This window comes from Streptomyces sp. NPDC005195 (assembly GCF_040608315.1).
In the GTDB taxonomy this organism is placed as follows: domain Bacteria; phylum Actinomycetota; class Actinomycetes; order Streptomycetales; family Streptomycetaceae; genus Streptomyces; species Streptomyces kaempferi.
The window spans coordinates 128,481-151,203 of record NZ_JBEXHZ010000006.1; the positions used below are offsets into that span (position 1 = coordinate 128,481).

Annotated in this window: 23 protein-coding genes; 8 read left to right on the forward strand and 15 right to left on the reverse strand. The window is 70.8% G+C overall.

The annotated features are described in order from the left end of the window. Positions 1-5: 5 nt before the first annotated feature. Positions 6-1,604, forward strand: a complete 1,599-nt coding sequence (locus ABZV34_RS09920; RefSeq protein ID WP_356273080.1) for an alpha/beta hydrolase — start codon at positions 6-8, stop codon at positions 1,602-1,604. Positions 1,605-1,775: 171 nt separating this feature from the next. Here the strand turns inward: ABZV34_RS09920 and ABZV34_RS09925 are convergent, their stop codons facing one another. The 4 genes from ABZV34_RS09925 to ABZV34_RS09940 all read right to left on the reverse strand — a co-directional run bounded on the left by ABZV34_RS09925 (position 1,776) and on the right by ABZV34_RS09940 (position 5,293). Then, positions 1,776-2,501: a lysophospholipid acyltransferase family protein gene (locus tag ABZV34_RS09925; RefSeq protein WP_356273082.1), complete on the reverse strand. Its 726-nt coding sequence runs from the start codon at positions 2,499-2,501 to the stop codon at positions 1,776-1,778. Positions 2,502-2,613: 112 nt separating this feature from the next. Next, positions 2,614-3,840: an ornithine--oxo-acid transaminase gene (rocD, locus tag ABZV34_RS09930; RefSeq protein ID WP_356273084.1), complete on the reverse strand. Its 1,227-nt coding sequence runs from the start codon at positions 3,838-3,840 to the stop codon at positions 2,614-2,616. Then, the gene (ddaH, locus tag ABZV34_RS09935) at positions 3,837-4,658 is read right to left on the reverse strand and encodes a dimethylargininase (protein WP_356273086.1); all 822 of its coding nucleotides are present in this window, start codon (positions 4,656-4,658) and stop codon (positions 3,837-3,839) included. The genes rocD and ddaH overlap by 4 nt, the downstream gene beginning before the upstream one ends. A gap of 122 nt (positions 4,659-4,780) precedes the next feature. Next, entirely contained in the window at positions 4,781-5,293 is a 513-nt protein-coding gene (locus tag ABZV34_RS09940) for an Lrp/AsnC family transcriptional regulator (protein ID WP_356273088.1), read from the reverse strand. Positions 5,294-5,369: 76 nt separating this feature from the next. On the opposite strand from ABZV34_RS09940, the gene ABZV34_RS09945 reads away from it, so the two are divergent. The 4 genes from ABZV34_RS09945 to ABZV34_RS09960 all read left to right on the forward strand — a co-directional run bounded on the left by ABZV34_RS09945 (position 5,370) and on the right by ABZV34_RS09960 (position 9,553). Beyond that, the gene (locus tag ABZV34_RS09945) at positions 5,370-6,125 is read left to right on the forward strand and encodes a LytTR family DNA-binding domain-containing protein (RefSeq protein ID WP_356273090.1); all 756 of its coding nucleotides are present in this window, start codon (positions 5,370-5,372) and stop codon (positions 6,123-6,125) included. 11 nt (positions 6,126-6,136) lie between these two features. After that, positions 6,137-6,496, forward strand: a complete 360-nt coding sequence (locus tag ABZV34_RS09950) for a hypothetical protein (protein WP_356273092.1) — start codon at positions 6,137-6,139, stop codon at positions 6,494-6,496. 103 nt (positions 6,497-6,599) lie between these two features. Continuing rightward, on the forward strand, positions 6,600-8,342 hold the full coding sequence (locus ABZV34_RS09955; protein ID WP_356273093.1) for a cation acetate symporter: 1,743 nt from the start codon (positions 6,600-6,602) through the stop codon (positions 8,340-8,342). Continuing rightward, positions 8,339-9,553 (forward strand): histidine kinase, encoded by a 1,215-nt coding sequence (locus ABZV34_RS09960; RefSeq protein ID WP_356273094.1) that lies wholly within the window; start codon positions 8,339-8,341, stop codon positions 9,551-9,553. The genes ABZV34_RS09955 and ABZV34_RS09960 overlap by 4 nt, the downstream gene beginning before the upstream one ends. A 12-nt stretch (positions 9,554-9,565) precedes the next feature. Here ABZV34_RS09960 and ABZV34_RS09965 read toward each other — a convergent pair whose 3' ends face one another. The 5 genes from ABZV34_RS09965 to ABZV34_RS09985 all read right to left on the reverse strand — a co-directional run bounded on the left by ABZV34_RS09965 (position 9,566) and on the right by ABZV34_RS09985 (position 14,277). Further along, on the reverse strand, positions 9,566-9,724 hold the full coding sequence (locus tag ABZV34_RS09965) for a hypothetical protein (RefSeq protein WP_153291893.1): 159 nt from the start codon (positions 9,722-9,724) through the stop codon (positions 9,566-9,568). A gap of 109 nt (positions 9,725-9,833) precedes the next feature. After that, positions 9,834-10,787, reverse strand: coding sequence for a cytochrome c oxidase assembly protein (locus ABZV34_RS09970; RefSeq protein WP_356273095.1), 954 nt, complete (start codon positions 10,785-10,787; stop codon positions 9,834-9,836). A gap of 167 nt (positions 10,788-10,954) precedes the next feature. Further along, positions 10,955-11,980, reverse strand: coding sequence for a 6-phosphofructokinase (locus tag ABZV34_RS09975; RefSeq protein ID WP_356273097.1), 1,026 nt, complete (start codon positions 11,978-11,980; stop codon positions 10,955-10,957). Between the two features lie 310 nt (positions 11,981-12,290). Continuing rightward, positions 12,291-13,019, reverse strand: coding sequence for a glutamine amidotransferase (locus ABZV34_RS09980; RefSeq protein WP_356273099.1), 729 nt, complete (start codon positions 13,017-13,019; stop codon positions 12,291-12,293). 19 nt (positions 13,020-13,038) lie between these two features. Continuing rightward, a complete protein-coding gene (locus ABZV34_RS09985) occupies positions 13,039-14,277 on the reverse strand; it encodes a MurT ligase domain-containing protein (RefSeq protein WP_356273101.1) in 1,239 nt (412 codons plus the stop codon). 154 nt (positions 14,278-14,431) lie between these two features. Between ABZV34_RS09985 and def the strand changes: the two genes are divergently transcribed. Next, positions 14,432-14,971: a peptide deformylase gene (gene def / locus ABZV34_RS09990; protein WP_356273103.1), complete on the forward strand. Its 540-nt coding sequence runs from the start codon at positions 14,432-14,434 to the stop codon at positions 14,969-14,971. A gap of 130 nt (positions 14,972-15,101) precedes the next feature. On the opposite strand, the gene ABZV34_RS09995 is transcribed toward def, so the two are convergent. Beyond that, a complete protein-coding gene (locus tag ABZV34_RS09995; protein ID WP_148008033.1) occupies positions 15,102-15,746 on the reverse strand; it encodes a TetR family transcriptional regulator in 645 nt (214 codons plus the stop codon). Between the two features lie 169 nt (positions 15,747-15,915). On the opposite strand from ABZV34_RS09995, the gene ABZV34_RS10000 reads away from it, so the two are divergent. Continuing rightward, positions 15,916-17,145 (forward strand): acyl-CoA dehydrogenase family protein, encoded by a 1,230-nt coding sequence (locus ABZV34_RS10000; protein WP_356273105.1) that lies wholly within the window; start codon positions 15,916-15,918, stop codon positions 17,143-17,145. A 16-nt stretch (positions 17,146-17,161) separates the two neighbouring features. On the opposite strand, the gene ABZV34_RS10005 is transcribed toward ABZV34_RS10000, so the two are convergent. From ABZV34_RS10005 to ABZV34_RS10015, 3 genes are read right to left on the reverse strand one after another with little or no spacing between them, the layout of a single operon-like run. Then, positions 17,162-17,683: a cupin domain-containing protein gene (locus ABZV34_RS10005; protein ID WP_356273107.1), complete on the reverse strand. Its 522-nt coding sequence runs from the start codon at positions 17,681-17,683 to the stop codon at positions 17,162-17,164. A 7-nt stretch (positions 17,684-17,690) separates the two neighbouring features. Then, complete coding sequence (locus ABZV34_RS10010; protein WP_356273109.1) at positions 17,691-18,914, reverse strand: cytochrome P450; 1,224 nt, start codon at positions 18,912-18,914, stop codon at positions 17,691-17,693. Then, positions 18,911-20,032 carry a type III polyketide synthase gene (locus ABZV34_RS10015; RefSeq protein ID WP_356273292.1) on the reverse strand — a complete coding sequence of 374 codons (1,122 nt, stop codon included), beginning with the start codon at positions 20,030-20,032 and terminating at the stop codon, positions 18,911-18,913. Before ABZV34_RS10015 ends, ABZV34_RS10010 begins: the two co-directional genes overlap by 4 nt. Positions 20,033-20,176: 144 nt before the next feature. On the opposite strand from ABZV34_RS10015, the gene ABZV34_RS10020 reads away from it, so the two are divergent. After that, positions 20,177-20,851 carry a transcriptional regulator gene (locus ABZV34_RS10020; RefSeq protein WP_356273111.1) on the forward strand — a complete coding sequence of 225 codons (675 nt, stop codon included), beginning with the start codon at positions 20,177-20,179 and terminating at the stop codon, positions 20,849-20,851. Between the two features lie 171 nt (positions 20,852-21,022). Here the strand turns inward: ABZV34_RS10020 and ABZV34_RS10025 are convergent, their stop codons facing one another. Both ABZV34_RS10025 and ABZV34_RS10030 read right to left on the reverse strand, forming a co-directional pair. Next, positions 21,023-21,262: a DUF6213 family protein gene (locus tag ABZV34_RS10025; RefSeq protein WP_356273113.1), complete on the reverse strand. Its 240-nt coding sequence runs from the start codon at positions 21,260-21,262 to the stop codon at positions 21,023-21,025. Positions 21,263-21,286: 24 nt separating this feature from the next. Next, on the reverse strand, positions 21,287-22,681 hold the full coding sequence (locus ABZV34_RS10030) for an NADP-dependent succinic semialdehyde dehydrogenase (RefSeq protein ID WP_356273293.1): 1,395 nt from the start codon (positions 22,679-22,681) through the stop codon (positions 21,287-21,289). Positions 22,682-22,723: the final 42 nt, after the last annotated feature.

The window sequence follows — 22,723 nt, forward strand, 5'->3', positions numbered from 1 at the left end:
CCCACTTGAGGGCTTTGAGACCGACGAGACGAGTGACAGCGCTCGGCTCGGCCGGAGCGCTCGTCACGGCGACCCTGATAGCCGGAGCCGTGGCGGCGCCGTCGGCCACCGCCGCCTCGCGCCACGGCCAGGACCGCGAGGCCCGTGGTGCGGCGATCGCCGCCGCCCGAGCCGAGAAGGCCGGTATCAACTGGCAGGACTGCCCGGCGGACTGGGGCTTCGTGAAGCCCATCCAGTGCGGCTGGGTCAGCGTCCCGCTGGACTACGCCCACCCGAACGGCAAGCAGCTCAAGCTTGCCGTGGACCACATCGGGTCCACCGGGACGAAGGAGGAGCGCCAGGGCGCCCTCGTCTACAACCCGGGCGGCCCCGGCGGCTCCGGCATGCGCTTCCCGACCCGGGTCACCAACAAGAACCCGCTCTGGGTGAACACCTCGAAGGCCTACGACTTCGTGGGCTTCGACCCGCGCGGCGTCGGCCACTCGGCGCCCATCTCCTGCATCGACCCGCAGGAGTTCGTGAAGGCGCCCAAGGCCGACCCGGTCCCGGGCTCCGAGGCCGACAAGCGCGCCCAGCGCAAGCTCGCCGCCGAGTACGCGGACGGCTGCGCCGAGCGCAGCGGCAAGGCCGTCCTGCGGCAGATGACCACGCCGAACACCGCGCGCGACCTGGACGTCATCCGCGCCGCGCTCGGTGAGAAGAAGCTCAACTACCTGGGCGTCTCCTACGGCACCTACCTCGGCGCCGTCTACGGCACGCTCTTCCCGGGGCACGTCCGCCGCATGCTCGTGGACAGCGTGGTCAACCCGGCGCGGGAGAACATCTGGTACGAGGCCAACCTCGGCCAGGACGTGGCCTTCGAGGGCCGCTGGAAGGACTGGGAGGACTGGGTCGCCAAGAACGACGCGGCCTTCCACCTCGGCGACACCCGCGCGAAGGTGCAGAACCAGTGGCTGAAGCTGCGCGCCACGGCGAAGAAGAGCCCGCTGGGCGGGGTCGTCGGACCCGCCGAGCTGATCTCCTTCTTCCAGAGCGCCCCGTACTACGACTCCTCGTGGGTACCGGTCGCGACGGTGTTCAGCAAGTACGTCGCCGGTGACACCCAGGCGATGGTGGACGCCGCCGCTCCGGACCTGTCCGACACCGCGGGCAACATCAGCTCGGAGAACGGCAACGCCGTCTACACCGCGGTCGAGTGCACCGACGCCAAGTGGCCCACCAGCTGGAACAAGTGGGACAAGGACAACACGCGGCTCAACAAGGACTACCCGTTCATGACGTGGGCCAACGCGTGGATGAACCTGCCGTGCGCCACCTGGCCGGTCAAGCAGCAGACCCCGGTCGAGGTCAGGACCGGCAAGGGCCTGCCGAGCGTCCTGATCGTGCAGTCCACGCGTGACGCCGCCACCCCGTACGCGGGCGCGGTCGAACTGCACAAGCGCTTCAAGGGCTCCCGCCTCATCACCGAGAACGGCGCGGGCTCGCACGGAGTGACCGGCCTGGTCAACCCGTGCATCAACACCCGGGTGGACACCTACCTGCTCACCGGCAGGACGGACGCGGCCGATGTGACGTGCACGCCGCACGCCACGCCGGCGCCGTAACACACCGCACACGAAGGGGCGGCCGGTTCTCCGGCCGCCCCTTTCGCGTCGGCGCACCCGCCGCCCCTTTCGCGTCGGCGCACCCGCCGCCCCTTTCGCGTCGGCGCACCCGCCGCCCCTTTCGCGTCGGCGCACCCGCCGCCCCGCTCCGTCGGCGGTCCCACCGGGCCGTCAGCTCAACGGCATCCGCGGGAACCTGCGCGCCTTCTCCGCCTTCTCGGCGGCCGCCTCGGCCTTGACGTCGGCCGCGTACCGGTCGACGTACTCCTGCCCGGAGAGGGTGAGGATGGCGTACATGATCTCGTCGGTGACGGCACGCAGGATGACCTTCTCGTTCTCCATACCGGCGTAGCGGGAGAAGTCGAGGGGCTCGCCGAAGCGGATCACCACGGGGTGGAGGTTCGGGATCTTCTGGCCCGGCGGCTGCGCCTCGAAGGTGCCGATCATCGCGCAGGGGACGACCGGCACCCGGGCCTTCAGAGCCATGGCCGCGACGCCGACCTTGCCCTTGTAGAGGCGCCCGTCGTGCGAGCGGGTGCCCTCGGGGTAGACGCCGAGCAGCTCGCCCTGGCGCAGCACACCGAGCCCCTCCCGGATCGCGGCCTGTCCCGCCTTCTTGCCGGAGCGGTCCACCGGGATCTGCCCGGCGCTGCGGAAGAACGCGGCCGTCAGACGGCCCTTGATACCCGGCCCGGTGAAGTACTCCGCCTTCGCGAGGAAGGTGATCCGCCGCTTGAGGATGGCGGGCATCAGGAAGTGGTCCGAGAAGGACAGGTGGTTGCCCGCCACGATGGCGCCCCCCGACGACGGTATGTGCTCAAGGCCCTCGATCCGAGGCCGGAACGCCAGCCTCAACAGCGGACCCAGAAGCACGTGTTTGAGCACGTAATAAAACACCTGAAGCGCTCCTCTGTTCCTCCGGGTCCTCCCCGGGGAGCGATCAGTTTAGGCGTGCCCGTCGCCGGGGGTAACCGTTCGGAGGTCACTCTCTGTGGTCTCGTGGCCGGTATCAGACCCCTTGCGTCAGAACCTTCTCCAGGGCCGCGAGAGCCGACCGGAGTTCGTCGGCGGTGATGGTCAGCGGCGGGGCCAGCCGGACGGTCGAGCCGTGGGTGTCCTTGACCAGGATCCCCTCGCGCATGAGGCCCTCGCTGATCTCGCGGCCGGTACCGATGGACGGGTCGATGTCGACGCCCGCCCACAGCCCGCGCGAGCGGAAGCCCTCCACTCCTCTGCCCACGAGCGCCGTGAGGCCGTCGCGCAGGACCACGCCCAGCTCGGCCGCCCGGCGCTGGAACTCCCCCGTCTCCAGCAGCTCGACGACCGCCGAGCCGACCGCCGCGGCGAGCGGGTTGCCGCCGAACGTGGAGCCGTGCTCGCCGGGTCCCAGGACGCCGAGAACGTCGCGGCGCGCCACCACCGCCGAGACCGGCACGATGCCGCCGCCGAGCGCCTTGCCGAGCAGCAGCATGTCCGGGACGACGCCCTCGTGGTCGACGGCGAGGGTGGTGCCCGTCCGCCCCAGACCCGACTGGATCTCGTCCGCGACGAACAGGCAGTTCGCCCGGCTGGTCAGCGCGCGCACACCGGCCAGATAGCCGTCGTCGGGGATGACGACGCCCGCCTCGCCCTGGATGGGCTCGATCAGCACGGCCGCGGTCGTCTCGTCGACGGCCGCTTCGAGCGCCGCGAGATCGTTGTACGGAACGATCCGGAAGCCCGGGGTGAAGGGACCGAAGCCGCTACGGGCCGTCTCGTCCGTGGAGAAGCTGACGATCGTCGTCGTACGGCCGTGGAAGTTGTCCGCGGCCACGACGATCGTGGCCTGGTCCGGGGCGACGCCCTTCACCTCGTACGCCCACTTGCGGGCCACCTTGACGGCGCTCTCCACCGCCTCGGCGCCGGTGTTCATCGGCAGGACCATGTCCAGGCCCGTCAGCCGGGCCAGGGACGCGGCGAAGTGGGCCAGCTGGTCGTTGTGGAAGGCGCGGGAGGTCAGGGTGAGCCGGTCGAGCTGGCGGTGCGCCGCCTCGATCAGCACGGGGTTGCGGTGGCCGAAGTTGAGGGCCGAGTAGCCCGCCAGCATGTCGAGGTAGCGGCGGCCCTCGACGTCCTCGACCCAGGTGCCCTCGGCGCGGGCGACGACGACGGGGAGCGGGTGGTAGTTGTGCGCGAGGACCGGCGCCTCGGCGCGGATCAGTTCGGAGGACGTACGCGTACGGGCGGGAGCGGTCATGAGCGGATCTCCTGGGTGCAGCACTTGATGCCGCCGCCGGCCTTGTGGAACTCGGAGAGGTCGACGGGGACGGGGACGTAGCCGTGCCGGGCGAGCTGGTCGGCGAGGGCCTCGGCACGCGGTGCGATGAAGACGTGACGGCCGTCGGAGACGGAGTTCAGACCGAAGGTCATCGCGTCCTCGCGGGTCGCGACCACCGCGTCCGGGAAGAGCCGTGCCAGTACCTCACGGCTGCCCGGCGAGAACGCCTCCGGGTAGTAGGCGATGTTCGCCCCCGGCCCCTCCTCCAGCACGAAGAGAGCCGTGTCCAGGTGGTAGAAGCGCGGGTCCACCAGCTGGAGGCTGATCACCGGGACGCCGAAGAACTCCTGGACCTCGCGGTGCGCCTCCCGCGTCGTACGGAAGCCGGTGCCCGCCAGGAGATACCGGCCCACCGGAACGAGGTCGCCCTCGCCCTCGCACACGGACTCGGGACGGTAGACGTCGAAGCCGGCGGCCTTGAACCAGCTCTCGTAGGCGCCGGACTCGGGACGGCGCTGGGGCGCGTGGAAGAGCGAACCGAAGACACGGCCCGCGAGGACGAGCGCGGAGTTCGCCGCGAACACCATGTCCGGGAGATCCGCCACGGGCTCCACGATGTCCACGGTGTGCCCATGGGCACGATAGGCGCTGATCAGCGCCTTCCACTGGCCATGGGCCAGATCGACGTCCACCCGGGTGTCGGGGTGCATCCAGGGGTTGATCGCGTACTGCACGGCGAAGTGTCTGGGTTCGCAGACGAGAAAGCGCCGGGGGCGCGGCACACGGCTGTCAGGCACAGAGAGGTTCCTCCGCTTCCTGCGGTGTTGACGGGGGTGCCTCAAAGGTAGGAAACGGGGGATACGGGCGACAAGCGAGGAGAGCTGCGCATGTACGCAGTATCGCTGCGCAATCACGGTGGTCAGCGCACGTTTGATGCGTCCTGGGCTTCCTGTGGGGCGGCATGGGTCGCGCCCGCCTCGGGGGCCTCCGGCAGCAGATGGGACAGCACCATGTAGCTGATCGTCTTCCGGATGAAGGGCTCGGTACGGATCCGCTCGAGGACCTCCTCGAAGTGGTCCACATCGGTGGCACGTACATGCAGCAGCGCGTCCGCGCCCCCGGTCACCGTCATGGCGGCGGTGATCTCCGGATGGTTGCGGACCACCTCCGCGAGCCGCCGGGGCGGCGCCGCGCCCTCGCAGTACACCTCGACGTACGCCTCCGTGCGCCAGCCGAGCGCGGTCGGCTTCACCGTCGCCGTGAACCCGGTGATCACTCCGGTCTCCCGGAGCCGGTCCACCCGCCGCTTGACGGCGGTCGCCGACAGCCCGATCGCCGCGCCGATCTCGGCGAAGCTCGTCCGGGCATTGGCCATCAGGGCTGTGATGATCTTGCGGTCGAGTTCGTCGAACATCCCGGACTTGCTGTTCATGGCGGCACTGTATCCAGCGAGAACGTCCATGCCCGCACATGTCCAGACGTACGAATCGCTCTTACACTCCACTTCCATGCTGCGCGTGCTCGCCGTCGACGACGAACAACCGTCCCTGGAGGAGCTTCTCTATCTCCTCAACGCCGATCCCCGGGTCGCCGCCGCCGAGGGCGCGAGCGACGCGACCGAGGCGCTGCGCCGGATCAACCGGGCCCTCGCCTCGGGACCCGACGGGCCCGAGGCGATCGACGTCGTCTTCCTCGACATCCACATGCCCGGACTCGACGGACTCGACCTGGCCCGGCTGCTCACCGGATTCGCCCACCCGCCGCTCGTCGTCTTCGTCACGGCGCACGAGGGATTCGCCGTCCAGGCCTTCGACCTCAAGGCGGTCGACTACGTACTGAAGCCGGTGCGCAGGGAACGCCTCGCCGAGGCCGTCCGCCGGGCGGACCAACTCCGGCGCACCGCACCGCTGATCCCCGTGCACGAACCCGACCCGGACCACATCTCCGTCGAACTCGGCGGCGTGACCCGCTTCGTGGCCGTGGAGGACATCACCCACGTCGAGGCGCACGGCGACTACGCGCGCCTGCACACCGCGCAGGGCAGCCACCTGGTCCGCATACCGCTGTCCACCCTGGAGGAACGCTGGCGCGCCCGCGGCTTCGTCCGCATCCACCGGCGCCACCTGGTCGCCCTGCGCCACATAGGCGAACTCCGCCTGGACACAGGTACGGTGAGCGTTCTCGTGGACTCCGTCGAACTCCAGGTCAGCCGTCGGCACACGCGCGAACTGCGTGACCTGCTGATGCGCCGGACCACCGGCTGAGGGGGAACGGCGTGCCGCAGGACCCGACCGAACGCCGCGTGGTCGTCACCGGAGCGCCCCGGCGCACCCGCAGGACGTCCGGCTACTACCGGCCCAGGACCGAGATCGACGAACAGACCACACTCGGGCACACCTACGTACGTTCGCTGATGCGCAGTCAACTCCGCGCCGCCCTCGTGGTGTTCGCCGTCCTGGTCCTCCTGGTCGGACCGCTGCCGCTGGTCTTCGCGGCGATCCCGGACGGCGCGGGCCTGGAGTGGGCCGTGCTCGGATTCTGCGTCTACCCACCCCTGGTCCTGCTGGCCCGCTGGTACGTGCGCCGCGCGGAGCGCAACGAGAGGGACTTCGTGCGTCTGGTCGAGGACCGTTGACCGGCCGTCGACGACCGGCGAGGGGCGAGAGGCGAGGCGTGAGGAAATGCGCGGGACGCGGGAGAGCGGTTCCCGGCGGTCGTGGCGCGAGGGGCCCCGCCCGGTGAACCAGAACTACGCCGTCCCCGCCGTCGCCCTCGTCGTCGTCGCGACCGTCCTGGTCGGGGCGTTCGGCCTGCGCATATCCCGGACCACCTCCGACTTCTACGTCGCCTCCCGTACCGTGGGCCCCCGGCTGAACGCGGCCGCGATCAGCGGGGAGTACCTCTCCGCCGCCTCCTTCCTCGGCATCGCCGGCCTGGTGCTCGTCCAGGGCCCCGACATGCTCTGGTACCCCGTCGGCTACACGGCGGGCTACCTGGTACTGCTCCTGTTCGTCGCCGCCCCGCTCCGCCGCTCCGGGGCCTACACGCTGCCCGACTTCGCCGAGGCGCGGCTCGGCTCGCAGACGGTCCGACGGCTCGCCGGCGCCTTCGTCGTCGGCGTGGGCTGGCTCTACCTGCTGCCCCAGCTCCAGGGCGCGGGACTCACCCTGGCGGTACTGACCGACGCGCCCGACTGGTTCGGCGGCGTGCTCGTCGCGGTCGTCGTGGTCGCCACGGTCGCCGCCGGCGGCATGCGCAGCATCACCTTCGTCCAGGCCTTCCAGTACTGGCTGAAGCTCACCGCCCTGCTGGTCCCGGCGATCTTCCTGGTCCTCGCCTGGCAGAGCGACGGCGCTCCACGCGACGCCTTCGACGAACCGGCGACCTTCCGCGCGCAGCGGGTCGTCCGTATCGACGACACCCTCGACCTGAGACTGCCGGACCCACTCACCGTCACCGCGACGGGCACCATGGACGGCCACCGCTACGAGAGCGAGCGGGTCCGGCTCCCGGCCGGCGTCCACCGCATCGCGCGCGGCACCCGGCTGACCTTCGAGAAGGGGGACCCGGTACCGGCCGCCGACCGCGCCCACGACGGCGGCATGTCGACCTCGCTCGCGGCCGGCCGCGAGGAACGCCCCCTCTACGCCACCTACGGACTGATCCTCGCCACCTTCCTCGGCACCATGGGACTCCCGCACGTGGTCGTCCGCTTCTACACCAGCCCGCACGGAGTCGCCGCCCGCCGCACCACCGTCGCCGTCCTCGGCCTGATCGGCGCCTTCTACCTCCTGCCGCCCGTCTACGGGGCGCTGGGCCGGCTGTACGCCCCCGAACTCAGCCTCACCGGGAACGCGGACGCCGCCGTCCTGCTGCTCCCGGACCGGGTGATCGGCGGACTCGGCGCGGACCTCCTGGGCGCGCTGGTCGCGGGCGGCGCCTTCGCGGCGTTCCTGTCCACCGCGTCCGGACTGACCATGGCGGTGGCCGGGGTCCTCACCCAGGACGTACTACCCGCACGCGGGGTGCGCCACTTCAGGCTCGGTACGGTGCTCGCCATGGTGGTGCCGCTCGCCGCCAGCGTGATCGTGGGCGGACTGCCCGTCGCCGACGCCGTGGGACTCGCCTTCGCCGTGTCCGCCTCGTCCTTCTGCCCCCTGCTCGTCCTCGGCATCTGGTGGCGGCGGCTGACACCGCCCGGCGCGGCGGCGGGCATGCTGACCGGCGGCGGCGCGGCCTTCGTGGCGGTGGCCGCGACCATGGCGGGTTACCCGCGCTCCGGAGCGCTGCACGCACTGCTCGCCTGGCCCGCGCTCTGGTCGGTGCCCCTCGGCTTCCTCACCATGATCCTGGTGTCGCTGGCGACGCCGGGCCGGGTACCGCACGGCACGGCGGCGATCCTGGCCCGGTTCCACCTCCCCGAGGAACTCTCCGACGGCCAGCTGCGCGCCACCGCGCACCCGAAGGAGGCCCAGGCGTGAGCGGATTCCTCGCCGGGCTGTGCGTGGCCGTGCTTCCGCTGCTCGCCGCCGGGTTCTGGGTCGGCAGGCGGACCGCGCGGCCCGAGAACCTCGGCGGGCTCGGCACCGCCGTCGAGCACGCCACCTTCGAGACCCTGCACACCGCCTCGCTCGCCGCACCCCCGCTGCGCGCGGGCCTCACCGGCGAGACCGCCCGCAGGTCCGCGCGCCGGCTGCGCACCCTCCTCGGCACCGACGCGCTCTGCCTCACCGACCAGGACGCCGTCCTCGCCTGGGAGGGCGTCGGGGAGCACCACCGCACGGAGATCCTGGACCGGCTCGGCGGCCCGCTGGAGACCGGCCGCGGTGAGGCCTTCCGGCTCCGGTGCGACGAGCCGGACTGCGTACTGCGCTGGGCCGTCGTCGCGCCGCTCACCGTCGACGACCGGGTGCACGGTGCGCTCGTGGCCTGCGCGCCCCGCGAGTCCGCCGTGCTCGTCCGGGCCGCGGGCGAGGTCGCCCGCTGGGTCTCGGTGCAACTGGAACTCGCCGACCTCGACCGGTCCCGTACCCGCCTGATCGAGGCCGAGATCAAGGCCCTGCGCGCCCAGATCTCCCCGCACTTCATCTTCAACTCGCTCGCGGTGATCGCCTCGTTCGTCCGCACCGATCCGGAGCGCGCCCGCGAACTGCTCCTGGAGTTCGCCGACTTCACCCGCTACTCGTTCCGCAGGCACGGCGACTTCACCACCCTCGCCGACGAACTGCACGCCATCGACCACTACCTGGCGCTCGTGCGGGCCCGTTTCGGTGACCGGCTCTCGGTCACCCTGCAGATCGCGCCCGAGGTGCTGCCGGTCGCGCTGCCCTTCCTCTGTCTCCAGCCCCTGGTGGAGAACGCCGTCAAACACGGCCTGGAGGGCAAGGCGGACACGTCGAACAAGAGCCACATCAGCATCACCGCGCAGGACGCGGGCGCCGAGGCACTGGTCGTCATCGAGGACAACGGCACCGGAATGGACCCCGAACGGCTGCGCCGCATCCTCACCGGCGAGGTCAGCCCCTCGGACGGCATCGGTCTGTCCAACGTCGACGACCGGCTGCGCCAGGTCTACGGGGACGACTACGGCCTCGTCATCGAGACCGCCGTCGGGGCGGGTATGAAGATCACCGCCCGGCTGCCCAAGTACCAGCCGGGCGTGCACTCGGCGGGACGGCGCCCCCGGCAGTGAGCGCGACGCCCGTCACGCTCCGCGCGCCGCGACCATCGCGATGGTGATCAGTCCGAGCACCACCCAGCCGAACCACAGCCAGCCGTTGCTGCCGAGCGCGACCGTATAGGCCGTCACGACAACCAGCCCACCGACGGTGAGCACCCCCATGGTCTTCGTAGAACCGGGCATCGCGGCACACCCTTCTCCCGGCGGGTCCGCTGCGCGGGCCGTGGCCTGCGGCCATTTTCACCCGGCGGGAGAAGGTTCGCCAGGGCTGGTTCAGCTGTCGGGAGGTGATTCAGTTGCTACGGGCGTTGAGTGACGCCAGATAGGCGTTGTACGCCTCGAGTTCCTTGTCGCCGTCGCGGTCCGCCGCCCGGTCCGTGCGGCGGGCCTGCCGCTGCTCGGAGCCGTACCACTGGAAGAGCAGCGCGAGCAGCACGAGGACGGAGGGGATCTCGCTGAAGGCCCAGGCGATGCCGCCCGCCGCGTTCTGGTCGGTGAGCGCGTCGATGGCGAGCGAGGCGGGCGGGTTCTTGTACGTGTCGACCATCGGCGTGGACGCCATCATCAGCGCGATACCGAAGAACGCGTGGAACGGCATACCGGCGAACAGCTCCAGCATGCGCATCAGGTAGCCCGGCCGGTGCGGTCCGGGGTCCACGCCCATGATCGGCCAGAAGAAGACCAGGCCGACGGCGAGGAAGTGGCACATCATCACGGTGTGCCCCGTCCGCGACCCCATCAGGAAGTCGAAGACGGGGGAGAAGTACAGGGCGTAGAGGCTCGCGATGAACAGCGGGATCGTGAACGCGGGGTGCGTGATGATCCGCATGAAACGGCTGTGCAGGAACATCAGCAGCAGTTCACGCGGCCCCTTGGTGCCCCGCACGGCCGCCACCGGAAGGGCCCGCAGCGCGAGCGTGATCGGTGCCCCGAGCAGGATCAGGATGGGCGTCAGCATGCTGATCACCATGTGCTGCACCATGTGCACGCTGAACATGACCATGCCGTAGTCGTTCAGTCTCGTGCACATCATCAGCAGCATGGTCAGCACACCGGTGACGAAGGAGACGGTCCGTCCCGCGGACCACTTGTCGCCGCGGCGGACGAGCCGCACGACCCCCCAGCCGTACAGCCCGAGCCCCACCAGACAGGCCACGAGGAAGAAGGGGTCCGCGGACCATCCGAGCCCTCTCCCCAGCGTGAACGGCGGCAGATCCATGGTCATGCCGTGCCCGCTGTGTTCCATCCGCCGGCTCCTGATTAGTACGGGTTGTGCTGTCTGTCCGCACCAGAGTAGAACCGGCCCCGGTCACCGCCATGGCCGGGGTCGGCATCCGCGCCCCGGAAGGGGGCGCGGGAAACCGGCGGACGAGGCACCACGAACCCGCGCGGCCGGACGGCCGCCTCAGGGCCTCAGAGCACGCACTCCGCTTCGGCGTACCGCTCCTCGGGCACCGTCTTCAGCGTCTCCACCGCCTCCGCGAGGGACACCATCACGATGTCGGTCCCGCGCAGCGCGGTCATCATGCCGAACTCGCCGCGGTGGGCCGCCTCCACGGCGTGCCAGCCGAACCGCGTCGCGAGCACCCGGTCGTACGCGGTCGGCGTACCGCCGCGCTGAACGTGCCCGAGGATCACCGGACGGGCCTCCTTGCCGAGGCGCTCCTCCAGTTCGAGGGAGAGCTGCCGGGCGATGCCGGCGAACCGCTCGTGCCCGTAGACGTCCTTCACGCCCTCGTCGAACGCCATCGTGCCCGCGCGCGGCTTGGCGCCCTCGGCGGCCACGACGATGGCGAACCGCTTGCCCGCCTCGAAGCGCTCGCCCACCTTAACCGCCAGCTCCTCGATGTCGAACGGACGCTCCGGTACGACGATGGCGTGGGCGCCGGCCGCCATGCCGGAGTGCAGCGCGATCCAGCCGGTGTGGCGGCCCATGACCTCCACGATCAGCACCCGCTGGTGGGACTCGGCGGTGGTCTTCAGCCGGTCCAGCGCCTCGGTCGCGACGCCGACGGCCGTGTCGAAGCCGAAGGTCACGTCCGTGACGGCGATGTCGTTGTCGATGGTCTTCGGCACGCCGACGATCGGCAGGCCGCCGTCCGAGAGCAGCCGGGCCGCCTTCAGGGTGCCCTCGCCGCCGATCGGGATGATCGCGTCGAGGCCGAGCTCCTCGACATGCCCCTTCGCCCGTTCCACGCCGTCACGCAGATGCGCGGGCTGGACCCGGGAGGAGCCGAGGATCGTGCCGCCGCGGGCCAGGATGCCGCTCACCGCGTCGAGGTCGAGCTTCAGGTAGTCGCACTCCAGAAGCCCCTTCCAGCCGTCCCGGAAGCCGATGACCTCGTCGCCGTGGTCGACGACGGCGCGGTGCACGACGGACCGGATGACGGCGTTCAGGCCGGGGCAGTCGCCGCCGGACGTGAGGACACCAATGCGCATAGCCCGAAATACCTTCTCAACGTGGGCCGGGGACCGGACCACGTTGTCCGGCTGGAATCCCGATCACCCTACCGGCGGGACGGGGTCGTGCCGTAGCGGGCGTCCGCCTGGTGGACTCGGCCGCACAAGTGAGCGGACCGGCTGTCAGGCGGGCTCCTGTGCACACCGTGCCGGAAACACCTTGGGCGCGCTTGAGGTTTCCCTCAAGCGCGCCCTGTGGACGTCGTGCCCGGACTGCCGGACTGCCGGACTGCCGGACTGCCGGGCCGCCGGTTCACGCGGTGGCGCGTCCCGGTGGTGGCGTGTCGGCTCAGGCCGGCTGCTGGGCGGAGGCGATGCGCTCGCCCCGGAGCGCCTCGTACCAGCGGTCGTCGATCGGCGGCAGCGCGTTGACGTCGAGCGCCAGCTTCAGCAGCAGGTCGGCGATCTGCGGGTTACGGGCGAGCACGGGACCGTGCATGTACGTACCGAAGACCGTGTCGTTGTACGCGCCCTCGGTGCCGTCGCCCGTGCCGTTGCCCTTGCCGAGCCGCACCTGCGCGAACGGGCGGGCGGTGGGGCCGAGACGGGTGACGCCCTGGTGGTTCTCGAAACCGGTCAGCTGCGGCAGGCCCAGACGCGGGTCGATGTCCCCGAGCACGTCACCGACGCAGCGCTCTCCCTCGCCGCGCGTCGAGACCACGTCGAGCAGGCCGAGGCCCGGCTCGCGCTGCCCGAGGTCGTTGATGAACTCGTGGCCGAGGATCTGGTAGCCGGCGCACACCGAGAAGACGATCGCGCCGTTGCCGACCGCGCGGTGCAGGCCTCCGTCGCGGCGCAGCCGCTCCGCGGCGAGCCGCTGCGGCCGGTCCTCGCCGCCGCCGATCAGGTAGATGTCGCCGGAGGTGGGGATCGGCTGGTCGCTGCGCACGTCGAGGCGGGCGACGTCGAGTCCGCGCTGGCGGGCCCGGCGCTCCACGACGAGCGCGTTGCCCTGGTCGCCGTAGGTGCTCAGCAGGTCCGGGTAGATCCACACCAGACGCAGGCTGTTGTCACTCATTCTCTTCGTCCTCCGTGGCTCAGTTGCCGACACGACGCCTCAAATCCTGGAACGCGGTGTAGTTCGCGATGACCTCGATGCGTCCGGGCGGTGCGAGCTGCACGGCCTGGTCGAGGGTCTCGCAGACCTGGAAGGACTGGTTGGCGACCTCGAGGCGCACCGCGAGGTCGAGCTTGCGGTCACCGAGGACGAAGATCGGGTGCCCGGTCAGCCGGGTGTAGTCGACGTCCCACAGCCAGGAGGTGTCGGTGCCGTCGGCGCCCCGCGCGTTCACCGACAGGATGACCGGGGTGGGCGGCGGGTCGATCAGGGAGAACGTCTCCAGCCAGCCCGCGGGGTTCTTGGCGAGCAGCAGACGCAGGTCGCGCTGCATGAACTGCACCACGTCGTAGCGTCCGGCCACCGCCTGCACCTGGTACATGCGCTCCAGGGCGACCTGCGGGGGCACTCCGAAGACGGCGGCGACGGCGGCCGACGAGGCCGCGTTCGCCTTGTTGGCGCGGCCGGGCAGCTGGAGGCGGATCGGCCAGGCGGAGCCGTGCGGGTCGAGGACGTGGTCGCCGGAGAGCGCCCAGGTCGGCGTCGGACGGCGGAACCCGCAGTCGCCGCAGAACCAGTCGTCGCCGGGGCGCTGCATCACACCGCCGCAGGACGGGCAGGACCAGGCGTCGTCCTTCCACATCTGACCGGCCGCCACCCACATGACGTTCGGCGAGGAGGACGCGGCCCACACGACCAGGGGGTCGTCGGCGTTGGCGACCACGACGGCCTTGGAACCGGCCAGCCCCTCACGCCAGTGCTCGGCCATCATCCGGGTCTCGGCGGCCCGGTCGAGCTGGTCGCGGGAGAGGTTGAGCAGCGCGATGCACTTCGGGTCGGTGTCGCGCGCCACACCCGAGAGGTACTTCTCGTCGACCTCGATGACCGCGAACTTGGCGTCCGAGCCGCCGGCCAGCGCCGAGGTGATGCCCGCGGGCATGTTGGCGCCGAGCGCGTTGGACACGACCGGGCCCGCGGCGCCCAGCGCCTCCGCGATCAGCCGGGTGGTCGTGGTCTTGCCGTTGGTCGCCGACACCAGGATCACGTCCAGGTGTGTGGCGAGCCTGGCCAGCAGGTCGGGGTCGAGCTTGAGTGCCACCCGGCCGCCGATCACCGATCCGCTGCCGCGTCCGGCGGCCCGCGAGACGGCCGCCGCCGCCTTGCCCGCCGTCACGGCCAGCTTGGCCCGCGGCGTCAGCGGGTCCGAGTTGCCTGACATCGTTTCTCGATCCTCCTTGCGTACGCGCCGCGCCTCTGCCCCCGGCACCGTGTGGGCCTCAGCCTATCGAGATCCACTCACGTGCCCGAATCGCGGCACCGCGACGGTGCCCGCGCGAGGTTCGCGCGCCAGTAAGGACCGTACCCTTGCCGCCATGCGACACGGCTCCATCCCCGGCTCCCGAGGGCGCGTCCGCCCGGTGACCCTGCTCGGCGACCCCGTCCTGCACGCGGTGTGCGAGGAGGTCACCGACTTCGGTCCCGAACTGGCCCGGCTCGTCGAGGACATGTTCGCGACGATGTACGCGGCGCGGGGCGTCGGCCTCGCCGCCAACCAGGTCGGCGCGGCGCTGCGGGTGTTCGTGTACGACTGCCCGGACGACGACGAGGTCCGTCATCTGGGACATGTGGTGAACCCATGTCTCGTCGAGGCGGATGGTGTGGTCCTGCGTGGTCCCGAGGGCTGTCTCTCGCTGCCGGGCCTGGAGGCGGGCACGGAACGGTACGACCATGCCGTCGTCGAGGGGTTCACCGCGGACGGGGAGCCGCTGCGGGTGCACGGCACGGGATGGTTCGCCCGGTGCCTGCAGCACGAGTACGACCACCTGGAGGGTGGCCTGTACGTGGACCGGCTGAGCGGGTGGCGCCGGCACCGGGTGATGCGGCAGGCGGCGCGGGCGCCCTGGGGACGGTGATCACGGTCGCGCGGCGGCGGAGCGCGGTGGCCGGTCGCGCGGTTCCGCCCGTGCCCCCTCAGGGGCGTGGGGAACTGCGCGCTCAGCCGAAACGGATCCGCCGAAACGGACCCGCGGCCGAGGGCGGACCTCAGAACCCGGGACCCCCGACCCGGTCCCCGGCGGCGGCCAGCCGTCCCCACAGCAGATCGGCGAGACTCCGCACCAACTCGGCGCGTGTGCACGGCCGCTCGCCCAGCCACCAGTCCCCGGCGGCATGCATCATGCCGACGATCCCGTGGCCCCACACGCGCGCCAGCTGCTGACTGCCCGGACCGAGATCCACCCGTTCCTCGATGACCTCGGCGAGTTCCTCGCCCATGCGCCGCAGCAGCGGCGCGGAGTGCTTGCCCACGTCGAAGCCCGGGTCGCCCGGCTGTCCGCCCTCGGAGGGGTGCATCAGGAAGCGGTACACCTGCGGGCGGGCCTCGATGGCCGCCAGATACGTGTCGAGGGTCGCCTCCACCCGCTCCCGGCGCTCGGCGGGCGCGTCCAGCGCTGCCCGCAGCGCTCCGAGGAGGGCGTCGGTGTGCCGCTTGGCGAGCGCCGCGTAGAGACCACCCTTGTCGCCGAAGTGCCGGTACAGGATGGGCTTGGTGATGCCCGCCTCGGCGGCGATGGCGTTCATCGAGGCGCCGGGGCCGTCGCGGAGCACCACTCTGTCCGCGGCCTCGAGCAGCTCTCGCCGACGGCGGTCGGCGGACCTCTGCTGATCGGTCCGCTGTGTGGTGTCCATGATCTCTCCCCACCCATGGTGATTCGGTGACGCCTGCGCAAACTAACACTCATCAGCCCATGCACATCGAACGGGCTGCCGGGCGGGGTTCGGGAGTTGACTTTCTCTACTGGTCAGTAACAGACTCCAGTTACCGCAAGTAACATTTTAGTGCACCGCTGGAGGGGACATGGCCGAGTTCACCATGGAGCTCAACGACGAACAGAGGGAGGTCCGCGACTGGCTCCACGGGTTCGCCGCCGATGTGATCCGCCCCGCGGCCGCCGAGTGGGACGAGCGCGAGGAGACTCCCTGGCCGGTCATCCAGGAAGCCGCGAAGGTCGGTATCTATTCCCTGGACTTCTACGCCCAGCAGTACTTCGACGCCACCGGCCTCGGCATACCCATGGCCATGGAGGAACTGTTCTGGGGCGACGCGGGCATAGCGCTCTCCATTGTCGGTACCGGACTCGCCGCCGTGGGCGTCCTCGCCAACGGCACCGAGGAGCAGATCGGTACCTGGATTCCCCAGATGTACGGGGATGCCAACGATGTCAAGGTCGCGGCCTTCTGCTCCTCCGAGCCCGACGCCGGCTCCGACGTCGCCTCCATGCGCACCCGGGCCGTGTACGACGAGGCCAAGGACGAATGGGTCCTCAACGGCACCAAGACCTGGGCGACCAACGGCGGTATCGCCAACGTCCACGTCGTCGTCGCGGTCGTCGACGCGGACCTCGGTTCGAAGGGCCATGCCTCCTTCATCGTGCCGCCGGGCACTCCCGGCCTCTCGCAGGGCCAGAAGTTCAAGAAGCACGGCATCCGCGCCTCGCACACCGCCGAGGTCGTCCTGGAGGACGTCCGTGTCCCCGGCTCCTGCCTGCTCGGCGGCAAGGAGAAGCTGGACGAGCGTCTCGCCCGTGCCCGTGAGCGGGCCAGGGCGGGTGGCGGTGAGCGCGTGAAGAACGCCGCGATGGCCACGTTCGAGGCGTCGCGTCCGGCCGTCGGCGCGATGGCGGTGGGCACCGCCCGCGCCGCGTACGAGGTCGCCCTCGACTATGCGACGACCCGCGAGCAGTTCGGGCGGCCGATCATCGACAACCAGGGCGTCGCGTTCCAGCTCGCCGATATGCGTACCTCCATCGACGCGGCGCGTCTGCTGGTGTGGCGTGCTTCGTGGATGGCGGTCAACGGCAGGCCGTTCACGGCGGCCGAGGGATCGATGTCCAAGCTGTTCGCCAGCGAGACGGCGAAGAAGGTCACCGGACAGGCGATCCAGATCCTGGGCGGCAACGGCTACACCCGCGAGTACCCGGTGGAGCGGATGCACCGGGACGCGGCCATCTACACCATCTTCGAGGGCACCAGCGAGATCCAGCGGCTGGTGATCGCCCGGACGCTGTCCGGGATGCCGATCCGGTAGCGACGGGGCGCCGGCCTCACCGGTGCTTCAGAGGGGTGAGCTGCTCGATGTCGTACCGCTTGCGCAGCGCCTCGATCGCCGCGTGATCCGGTGGGCCCCCGTTGCCCAGGATCTCCAGCAGTTCCTCGAAGTAGCGCTCGTGGTCCGGCGGCGGTGACGCCTGGAAGAACACCTTCGCCGGCGTCTCGGTGGGGTTGGAGAAGGCGTGCGGACAGCCCGGCGGGACGACGATGACCGTGCCGGGTGTCGCCCGGACCACCCGGGTGCCCGAACTCGACTCCCACTTCTGCCAGTTGTCGGGTGTGCGGATCCGGGGTTCGAAGGCGAGCACGTCCAGCTCGCCTTCGAGCACGTAGAACAGTTCCTCGCTGCGCGTGTGCACATGGGCGCCCACGTCGAACCCGGGCGGCACCAGCACCTCGAAGGTGGACGCCATGCGGGAGTGCGAGCCGGTCACCTTGAACGTCACGTGCTGGGCGGGCGTCCGCACGACCCGGCCGTGACCCGGCGGTACGAGGAGCCCTTCGGGCGCGGTCATCGTCCGCTCACCACCTGACGGGCAGGGCCTCGGGGCCGCGGATCAGCGCTCCCTTTCTGAACGGGACCCGCTCCGGGGCCACGGCGAGCCGCAGGCCCGGCATCCGGTCGACGAACGCGTCGACCAGGAGCTCCGACTCCAGCCTCGCCAGCATTCCGCCCGGACAGTAGTGCGGGCCGAAGCCGAACGCCACATGCGGGTTGGGGCTGCGGGAGAAGTCGATGGTCTCCGGGTCGGAGAAGACGTCCGGGTCGCGGTTCGCGGCCAGGTACGACACGTAGATCGCCTCGCCCGCCCGGATGCGTACGCCCTTGATGTCCACGTCCTCGGTCGCGATGCGGGAGAGGCCCACCGCGCTGCGGTGCGGGATGTAGCGCAGCAGTTCGTCGATGGCCTGTGGGCGGATGTCCGGCTCGGCCCGCAGCCGTTCGGCCAGGTCCGGGCGGGTCAGGAGGAGGAAGAACAACTGCCCGCAGTTGTTGGTGACCGCCTCGCCGCCGATCTGGAGGAGGACGGCGAGTCCGACGGCCTCCTCCAGGGTGATCTCGCCCCGGCCCACGGCCGCGCCGAGCAGTGAGGTGACGTCCTCGTCGGTACTGCCCTCGCGGTCGCCGATGAGTTTCGCGAAGTAGGACCCCATCTCGTTCTTGGCCTTCTCGCTGACGTCGGCGCCGTGCGAGGAGGACAGGATGAACTGGGTCCAGCCGTGCATGGTGTGCCGGTCGATGGCCGGCACACCCATCAGCTCGCAGATGACCGCGATGGGGAAGGGGCCGAGGACCGTCTCGGTGAGATCGGTCGGCGGACCGTCCTGGAGCAGCTCGTCGATCAGCTCGTCGAGTATCCGCCGGGACTTCCCGCGGACCCGCTCCACCCCGCGCGCCGTGAAGGCGGCGGCCACCGAGCGGCGCAGCCGGGTGTGGTCGGGCGGGTCGAGGAAGCCCACCGCTCCCTTGGCCGGGATGAAGTGCGGGGCGAGCCGGGTGACCGGATGGTCCATGACCGCCTCGCGGCTGAACCGGGGGTCGTTGGCGACCCTGCGCACGTCGTCGTGGCGGGTCACCAGCCAGGCCCAGCCCTCGCCGTTGGGCAGCTTGACCCGGGTGACCGGGCCCTCGCGCATCAGCTCGGCCAGCACGGGGTCGAACTCCACGCCGGTCAGGTCGAGGGCGGGCCACTCGCGGACGGCCGGGACGGCCTCGGTGATCGTCTCTTCGGTCGTGCCGCTCATGCCGGCTCCCCGTCGTTGTTCTGCCAGCGGCCGAGAGACATCTCCGCGGTGATGCCGGGACCGAAGCCCGCGAGCAGTCCGCGCGAGGCGTGCTCGGCGCCGCCCTCCTCGAACAGTCGGCGTGCGGCGTCCAGGACGACGGCGCTGGCGATGTTGCCGTACTCGGTGAGCGTGGCCCGGCTGAACCGGAAGGCGTCCGGCGGGACCTCGAGGAACTTGCTGAGGTCGTCGAGGATCCGCGGGCCGCCGGCGTGGATGATGTAGAAGTCCAGGTCGGAGGCGTCCCAGCCGTGCTGTCGGGCGAGCGAGTGGAGGGCGGGAGCGAGCGGCTCCATCGTTCCCGGCACCCGCTTGTCCAGCAGGAAGTGGAATCCGGTGGCCCGGACGTCGTACATGATCCACTCTTCGGTCTTGGGGATCAGGTACGAGCCGTTGCGTTCGAGCTTGATCCCGGTGCCGCCGCGGCCCCGGACGACGGCCGCGGCGATGCCGTCGCCGAACAGTCCGTTGGACAGCAGGGAGCCGACGCCGAGGTCGGTCGGCTGGTAGCAGAGCGAGCAGAACTCGCAGGCCACGATGAGGGCGTTGCCCTCGGGGTAGGCGGTGCAGAAGTCGTGCGCCCGGTTGATCGCGGCGCCGCCGGCGGCACAGCCCAGCTGGGCTATGGGCATCTGCCGGGTGTCGCTGCTGAAGTCCATCGAGTTGATCAGCCAGGCCGTGAGCGAGGGCATCATGAACCCGGTGCACGACACGTAGATGATCATGTCGATGTCGGTGGTGAGGAGTTCGGCGTCGTCCAGCGCACGCTGTACGACCGCGGGGACGCGGGCCTTCGCCTCGCTCTCGTAGACCTTGTTGCGGTCCTCGAAGCCGGGGTGCTTGAGCGTCTCTTCGATGGGCTGCACGATGTGCCGGGTCTTGACACCGGTGTTCTCGATCAGTCGCAGTGCCAGCGGCAGTTGGGGGTGGTCCGGGTGGCGGGAGCTCGCCAGTTCCAGCGTCTCCTCCATCGTGATCACGTGTTCCGGGACGGAGACCGAGGGTTTGCACAAAGTCGCCATTGAGCGCGCCTTCTTTCGCCTTCCGGGGAACTCGCGTCCCCCGGCGGAAGGATGGATCACCCACGTTGCGAAGGGTGGTCCACCCACGATCACCCGGAAGCGTGGGGATATCGCGTCGGACTACTCCATTGCGGGGAATTTCGGGACGAAGTGGGATGCTGGTGGAAGGTCCCCCGGACAGGCGAATCGAAGGAGTACGTCATGGCGCGCACGGCCAGGGAGCTACTGGAACGCACGGCCGGGAAACTCGCCCCGGACCCCCATGCCAACCGGCTGCTGCCGCTGATCGCCCGCGGCGCGGCGCAGCGCTCCACACTCACCGCCCTCGCCCTGGAACAGGGCCATGTGATTCCCGCGGACCGCCGGGCGTTCCTGCATCTGGCCGAACGGCCGGACACCGGCCCCGACGGCGCGGCCTTCTTCACCGCGCTCGCCGAGGGTGAGGCCCTCGCCCTGGAGCGGCTGGCCGCCTACGCCGACGCCTGCGGGGCGGACGAGGCGTGCGGGGCGGCGTACGAGCCCCTCGCGGGCTGTCAGAGCTATCCTGCGTACGTCGCCTGGCTCGCCATGAACGGTTCACCCGCCGACGTGGTCCTCGCCCTGACCGCCAACTTCGCGGCCTGGAGCAGCTATTGCGCGACGATCGCCGAGGCCCTGCGCCGCCACTACGGCTTCGACGACGAGGCCTGCGGCTTTTTCGACCACTTCGCCGAGCCCGCGCCGGAACTGCGGCAGCGGGGGCTGGCCGCCGTGCAGGAGGGACTGGCGGCCGACCGGATCGACGAGGACCGGGCGCACCGCCACGGCCGTCTGCTCCAGACCTACGAGACCGCCTTCTGGCACGCCCTGTGGGAGCAGGACCAGCGCGTTCCGTGAGACGGCCCCACCGGGCCGGGCGCGACGGGGGCGCGGCCACGAGCGCCGGCCTTCCGAGACGCGGGACGCGGGGCCGGCTGGACTCTCAGGGGCGTGGGGAACCGCGCACGCGGCCACGGCGGACCCGTCCTCGAAGCCCCCGGCACCCGCTGCTCCCCGCACCGGCCGGCCCTAGCCGGAGGTGCCCCCACTGCTGTGGGCGATGCAGGCCACATCGATCCGGTCGGCGAGCTTGGCGAGTTCGATGGTCAGCGCCGCCACCGTGTCCTCGTCGAGCCCGCCCTCGCCGGCCTCCACCAGATGCAGCCACCGGCCGCCCAGCGTGCGCAGCAGTTTGCTGACGTCGGCGGCCGCCACCTGCAACGAGCCGCGGTCGTCGACGATCAGAGGCAGGGTAACTTCGCGGTTCACACAGGGATCGTAGCCGCGGAACGCTCACGCTCCGTGCCATACCGTGGTGATGTTGCAGAACTCGCGGATCCCGTGCTCCGCCAGTTCACGGCCGTAGCCGGACCGCTTGACCCCGCCGAACGGGAACGCCGCGTGAGAGGCCGTCATCCCGTTGACGTACACGGCCCCCGCCTCCAGATCCCGTACGAACCGGTCGATCTCGCTCTCGTCACGTGTCCAGACGTTCGAACTCAGCCCGAACGGCGTGTCGTTGGCGAGGGCCACCGCGTCGTCCAGGCCGGTGGCGCGGTACAGCGTGGCGACGGGACCGAAGGTCTCCTCCTGGTGGACACGCATCTCGGGGGTGATGTCCGCGAGGACGGTCGGCGCGTAGTACCAGCCGCGCTCGGCGAACCCCTCGGGGCGTTCACCGCCGCACAGGACGCTCGCGCCGTTCTCCACCGCGTCGTCGACGAGTTCCTCCAGATCCCGGCGGCCCTGCTCGCTGGAGAGCGGACCGACGTCCGTGTCCTCGTCCAGCGGGTCGCCGACCTTCAGGGCCTCCATGCCCGCCGTGAAGCGCTCGGCGAAGGCGTCGAACACGTCCGTGTGGACGATGAACCGCTTGGCGGCGATGCACGACTGCCCGTTGTTCTGCACCCGGGCGGTCACGGCGGTCCGTGCCGCCCGGTCGACGTCGGCGGACGGCATCACGACATACGGGTCGCTGCCGCCGAGCTCCATGACCGTCTTCTTGATCTCGTCCCCGGCCACCGACGCCACGGCGCGCCCGGCGGGTTCACTCCCGGTGAGCGTCGCCGCCCTGACCCGTGGGTCGCGCAGGATGTCCTCGACGGCGCCCGAGCCGATCAGCAGCGTCTGGAAACAGCCCCCGGGGAAGCCCGCCCGGCGGAACAGGTCCTCCAGGTAGAGGGCGGTCTGCGGCACGTTCGAGGCGTGTTTGAGCAGGCCGACGTTGCCCGCCATCAGCGCGGGCGCGGCGAACCGGATCACCTGCCAGAGCGGGAAGTTCCACGGCATGACGGCCAGCACCGGGCCCAGCGGCCGGTAGCGCACCAGCACGCGGGCCGCGCCGGAGTCCTTCACGTCGGCGTCGGCGGGCAGTTCGTCGGCGAGCAGTCCCGCCGCGTGGTCGGCGTACCAGCGCATCGACTTCGCGCACTTGGCCGCCTCCGCGCGGGCCTGCTTGACCGGCTTGCCCATCTCCGTGGTCATCACCCGGCCGATGGCGTCCTGGTCCGCGTCCAGGAGGTCGGCGGCCCGGTGCATCAGCCGGGCCCGTTCGGCGAAGGACGTGGTGCGATAGGTGTGGAACGTGGTCTCGGCCGTCGCGAGTCTGCGCTCGATCTCCTCGGCGCCGAGCGCCTCGTACGTCCTGAGTGTCTCGCCGTTCGCCGGGTTCACCGTCGCGATGGGCATGGCCGACCTCCTGAAGCGGGCTGTTCCCCGACCCTCCCGCGC

Excerpts from the sequence above, each read along its gene's own strand:
- rocD (WP_356273084.1), bottom strand. The coding sequence starts at position 3,840 with ATGACCGCTCCCGCCCGTACGCGTACGTCCTCCGAACTGATCCGCGCC.
- ABZV34_RS09940 (WP_356273088.1), bottom strand. The coding sequence starts at position 5,293 with ATGAACAGCAAGTCCGGGATGTTCGACGAACTCGACCGCAAGATCATC.
- ABZV34_RS09945 (WP_356273090.1), top strand. The coding sequence starts at position 5,370 with ATGCTGCGCGTGCTCGCCGTCGACGACGAACAACCGTCCCTGGAGGAG.
- ABZV34_RS09965 (WP_153291893.1), bottom strand. The coding sequence starts at position 9,724 with ATGCCCGGTTCTACGAAGACCATGGGGGTGCTCACCGTCGGTGGGCTG.
- ABZV34_RS09970 (WP_356273095.1), bottom strand. The coding sequence starts at position 10,787 with ATGGAACACAGCGGGCACGGCATGACCATGGATCTGCCGCCGTTCACG.
- ABZV34_RS09975 (WP_356273097.1), bottom strand. The coding sequence starts at position 11,980 with ATGCGCATTGGTGTCCTCACGTCCGGCGGCGACTGCCCCGGCCTGAAC.
- ABZV34_RS09980 (WP_356273099.1), bottom strand. The coding sequence starts at position 13,019 with ATGAGTGACAACAGCCTGCGTCTGGTGTGGATCTACCCGGACCTGCTG.
- ABZV34_RS09985 (WP_356273101.1), bottom strand. The coding sequence starts at position 14,277 with ATGTCAGGCAACTCGGACCCGCTGACGCCGCGGGCCAAGCTGGCCGTG.
- def (WP_356273103.1), top strand. The coding sequence starts at position 14,432 with ATGCGACACGGCTCCATCCCCGGCTCCCGAGGGCGCGTCCGCCCGGTG.
- ABZV34_RS09995 (WP_148008033.1), bottom strand. The coding sequence starts at position 15,746 with ATGGACACCACACAGCGGACCGATCAGCAGAGGTCCGCCGACCGCCGT.
- ABZV34_RS10000 (WP_356273105.1), top strand. The coding sequence starts at position 15,916 with ATGGCCGAGTTCACCATGGAGCTCAACGACGAACAGAGGGAGGTCCGC.
- ABZV34_RS10005 (WP_356273107.1), bottom strand. The coding sequence starts at position 17,683 with ATGACCGCGCCCGAAGGGCTCCTCGTACCGCCGGGTCACGGCCGGGTC.
- ABZV34_RS10010 (WP_356273109.1), bottom strand. The coding sequence starts at position 18,914 with ATGAGCGGCACGACCGAAGAGACGATCACCGAGGCCGTCCCGGCCGTC.
- ABZV34_RS10020 (WP_356273111.1), top strand. The coding sequence starts at position 20,177 with ATGGCGCGCACGGCCAGGGAGCTACTGGAACGCACGGCCGGGAAACTC.
- ABZV34_RS10030 (WP_356273293.1), bottom strand. The coding sequence starts at position 22,681 with ATGCCCATCGCGACGGTGAACCCGGCGAACGGCGAGACACTCAGGACG.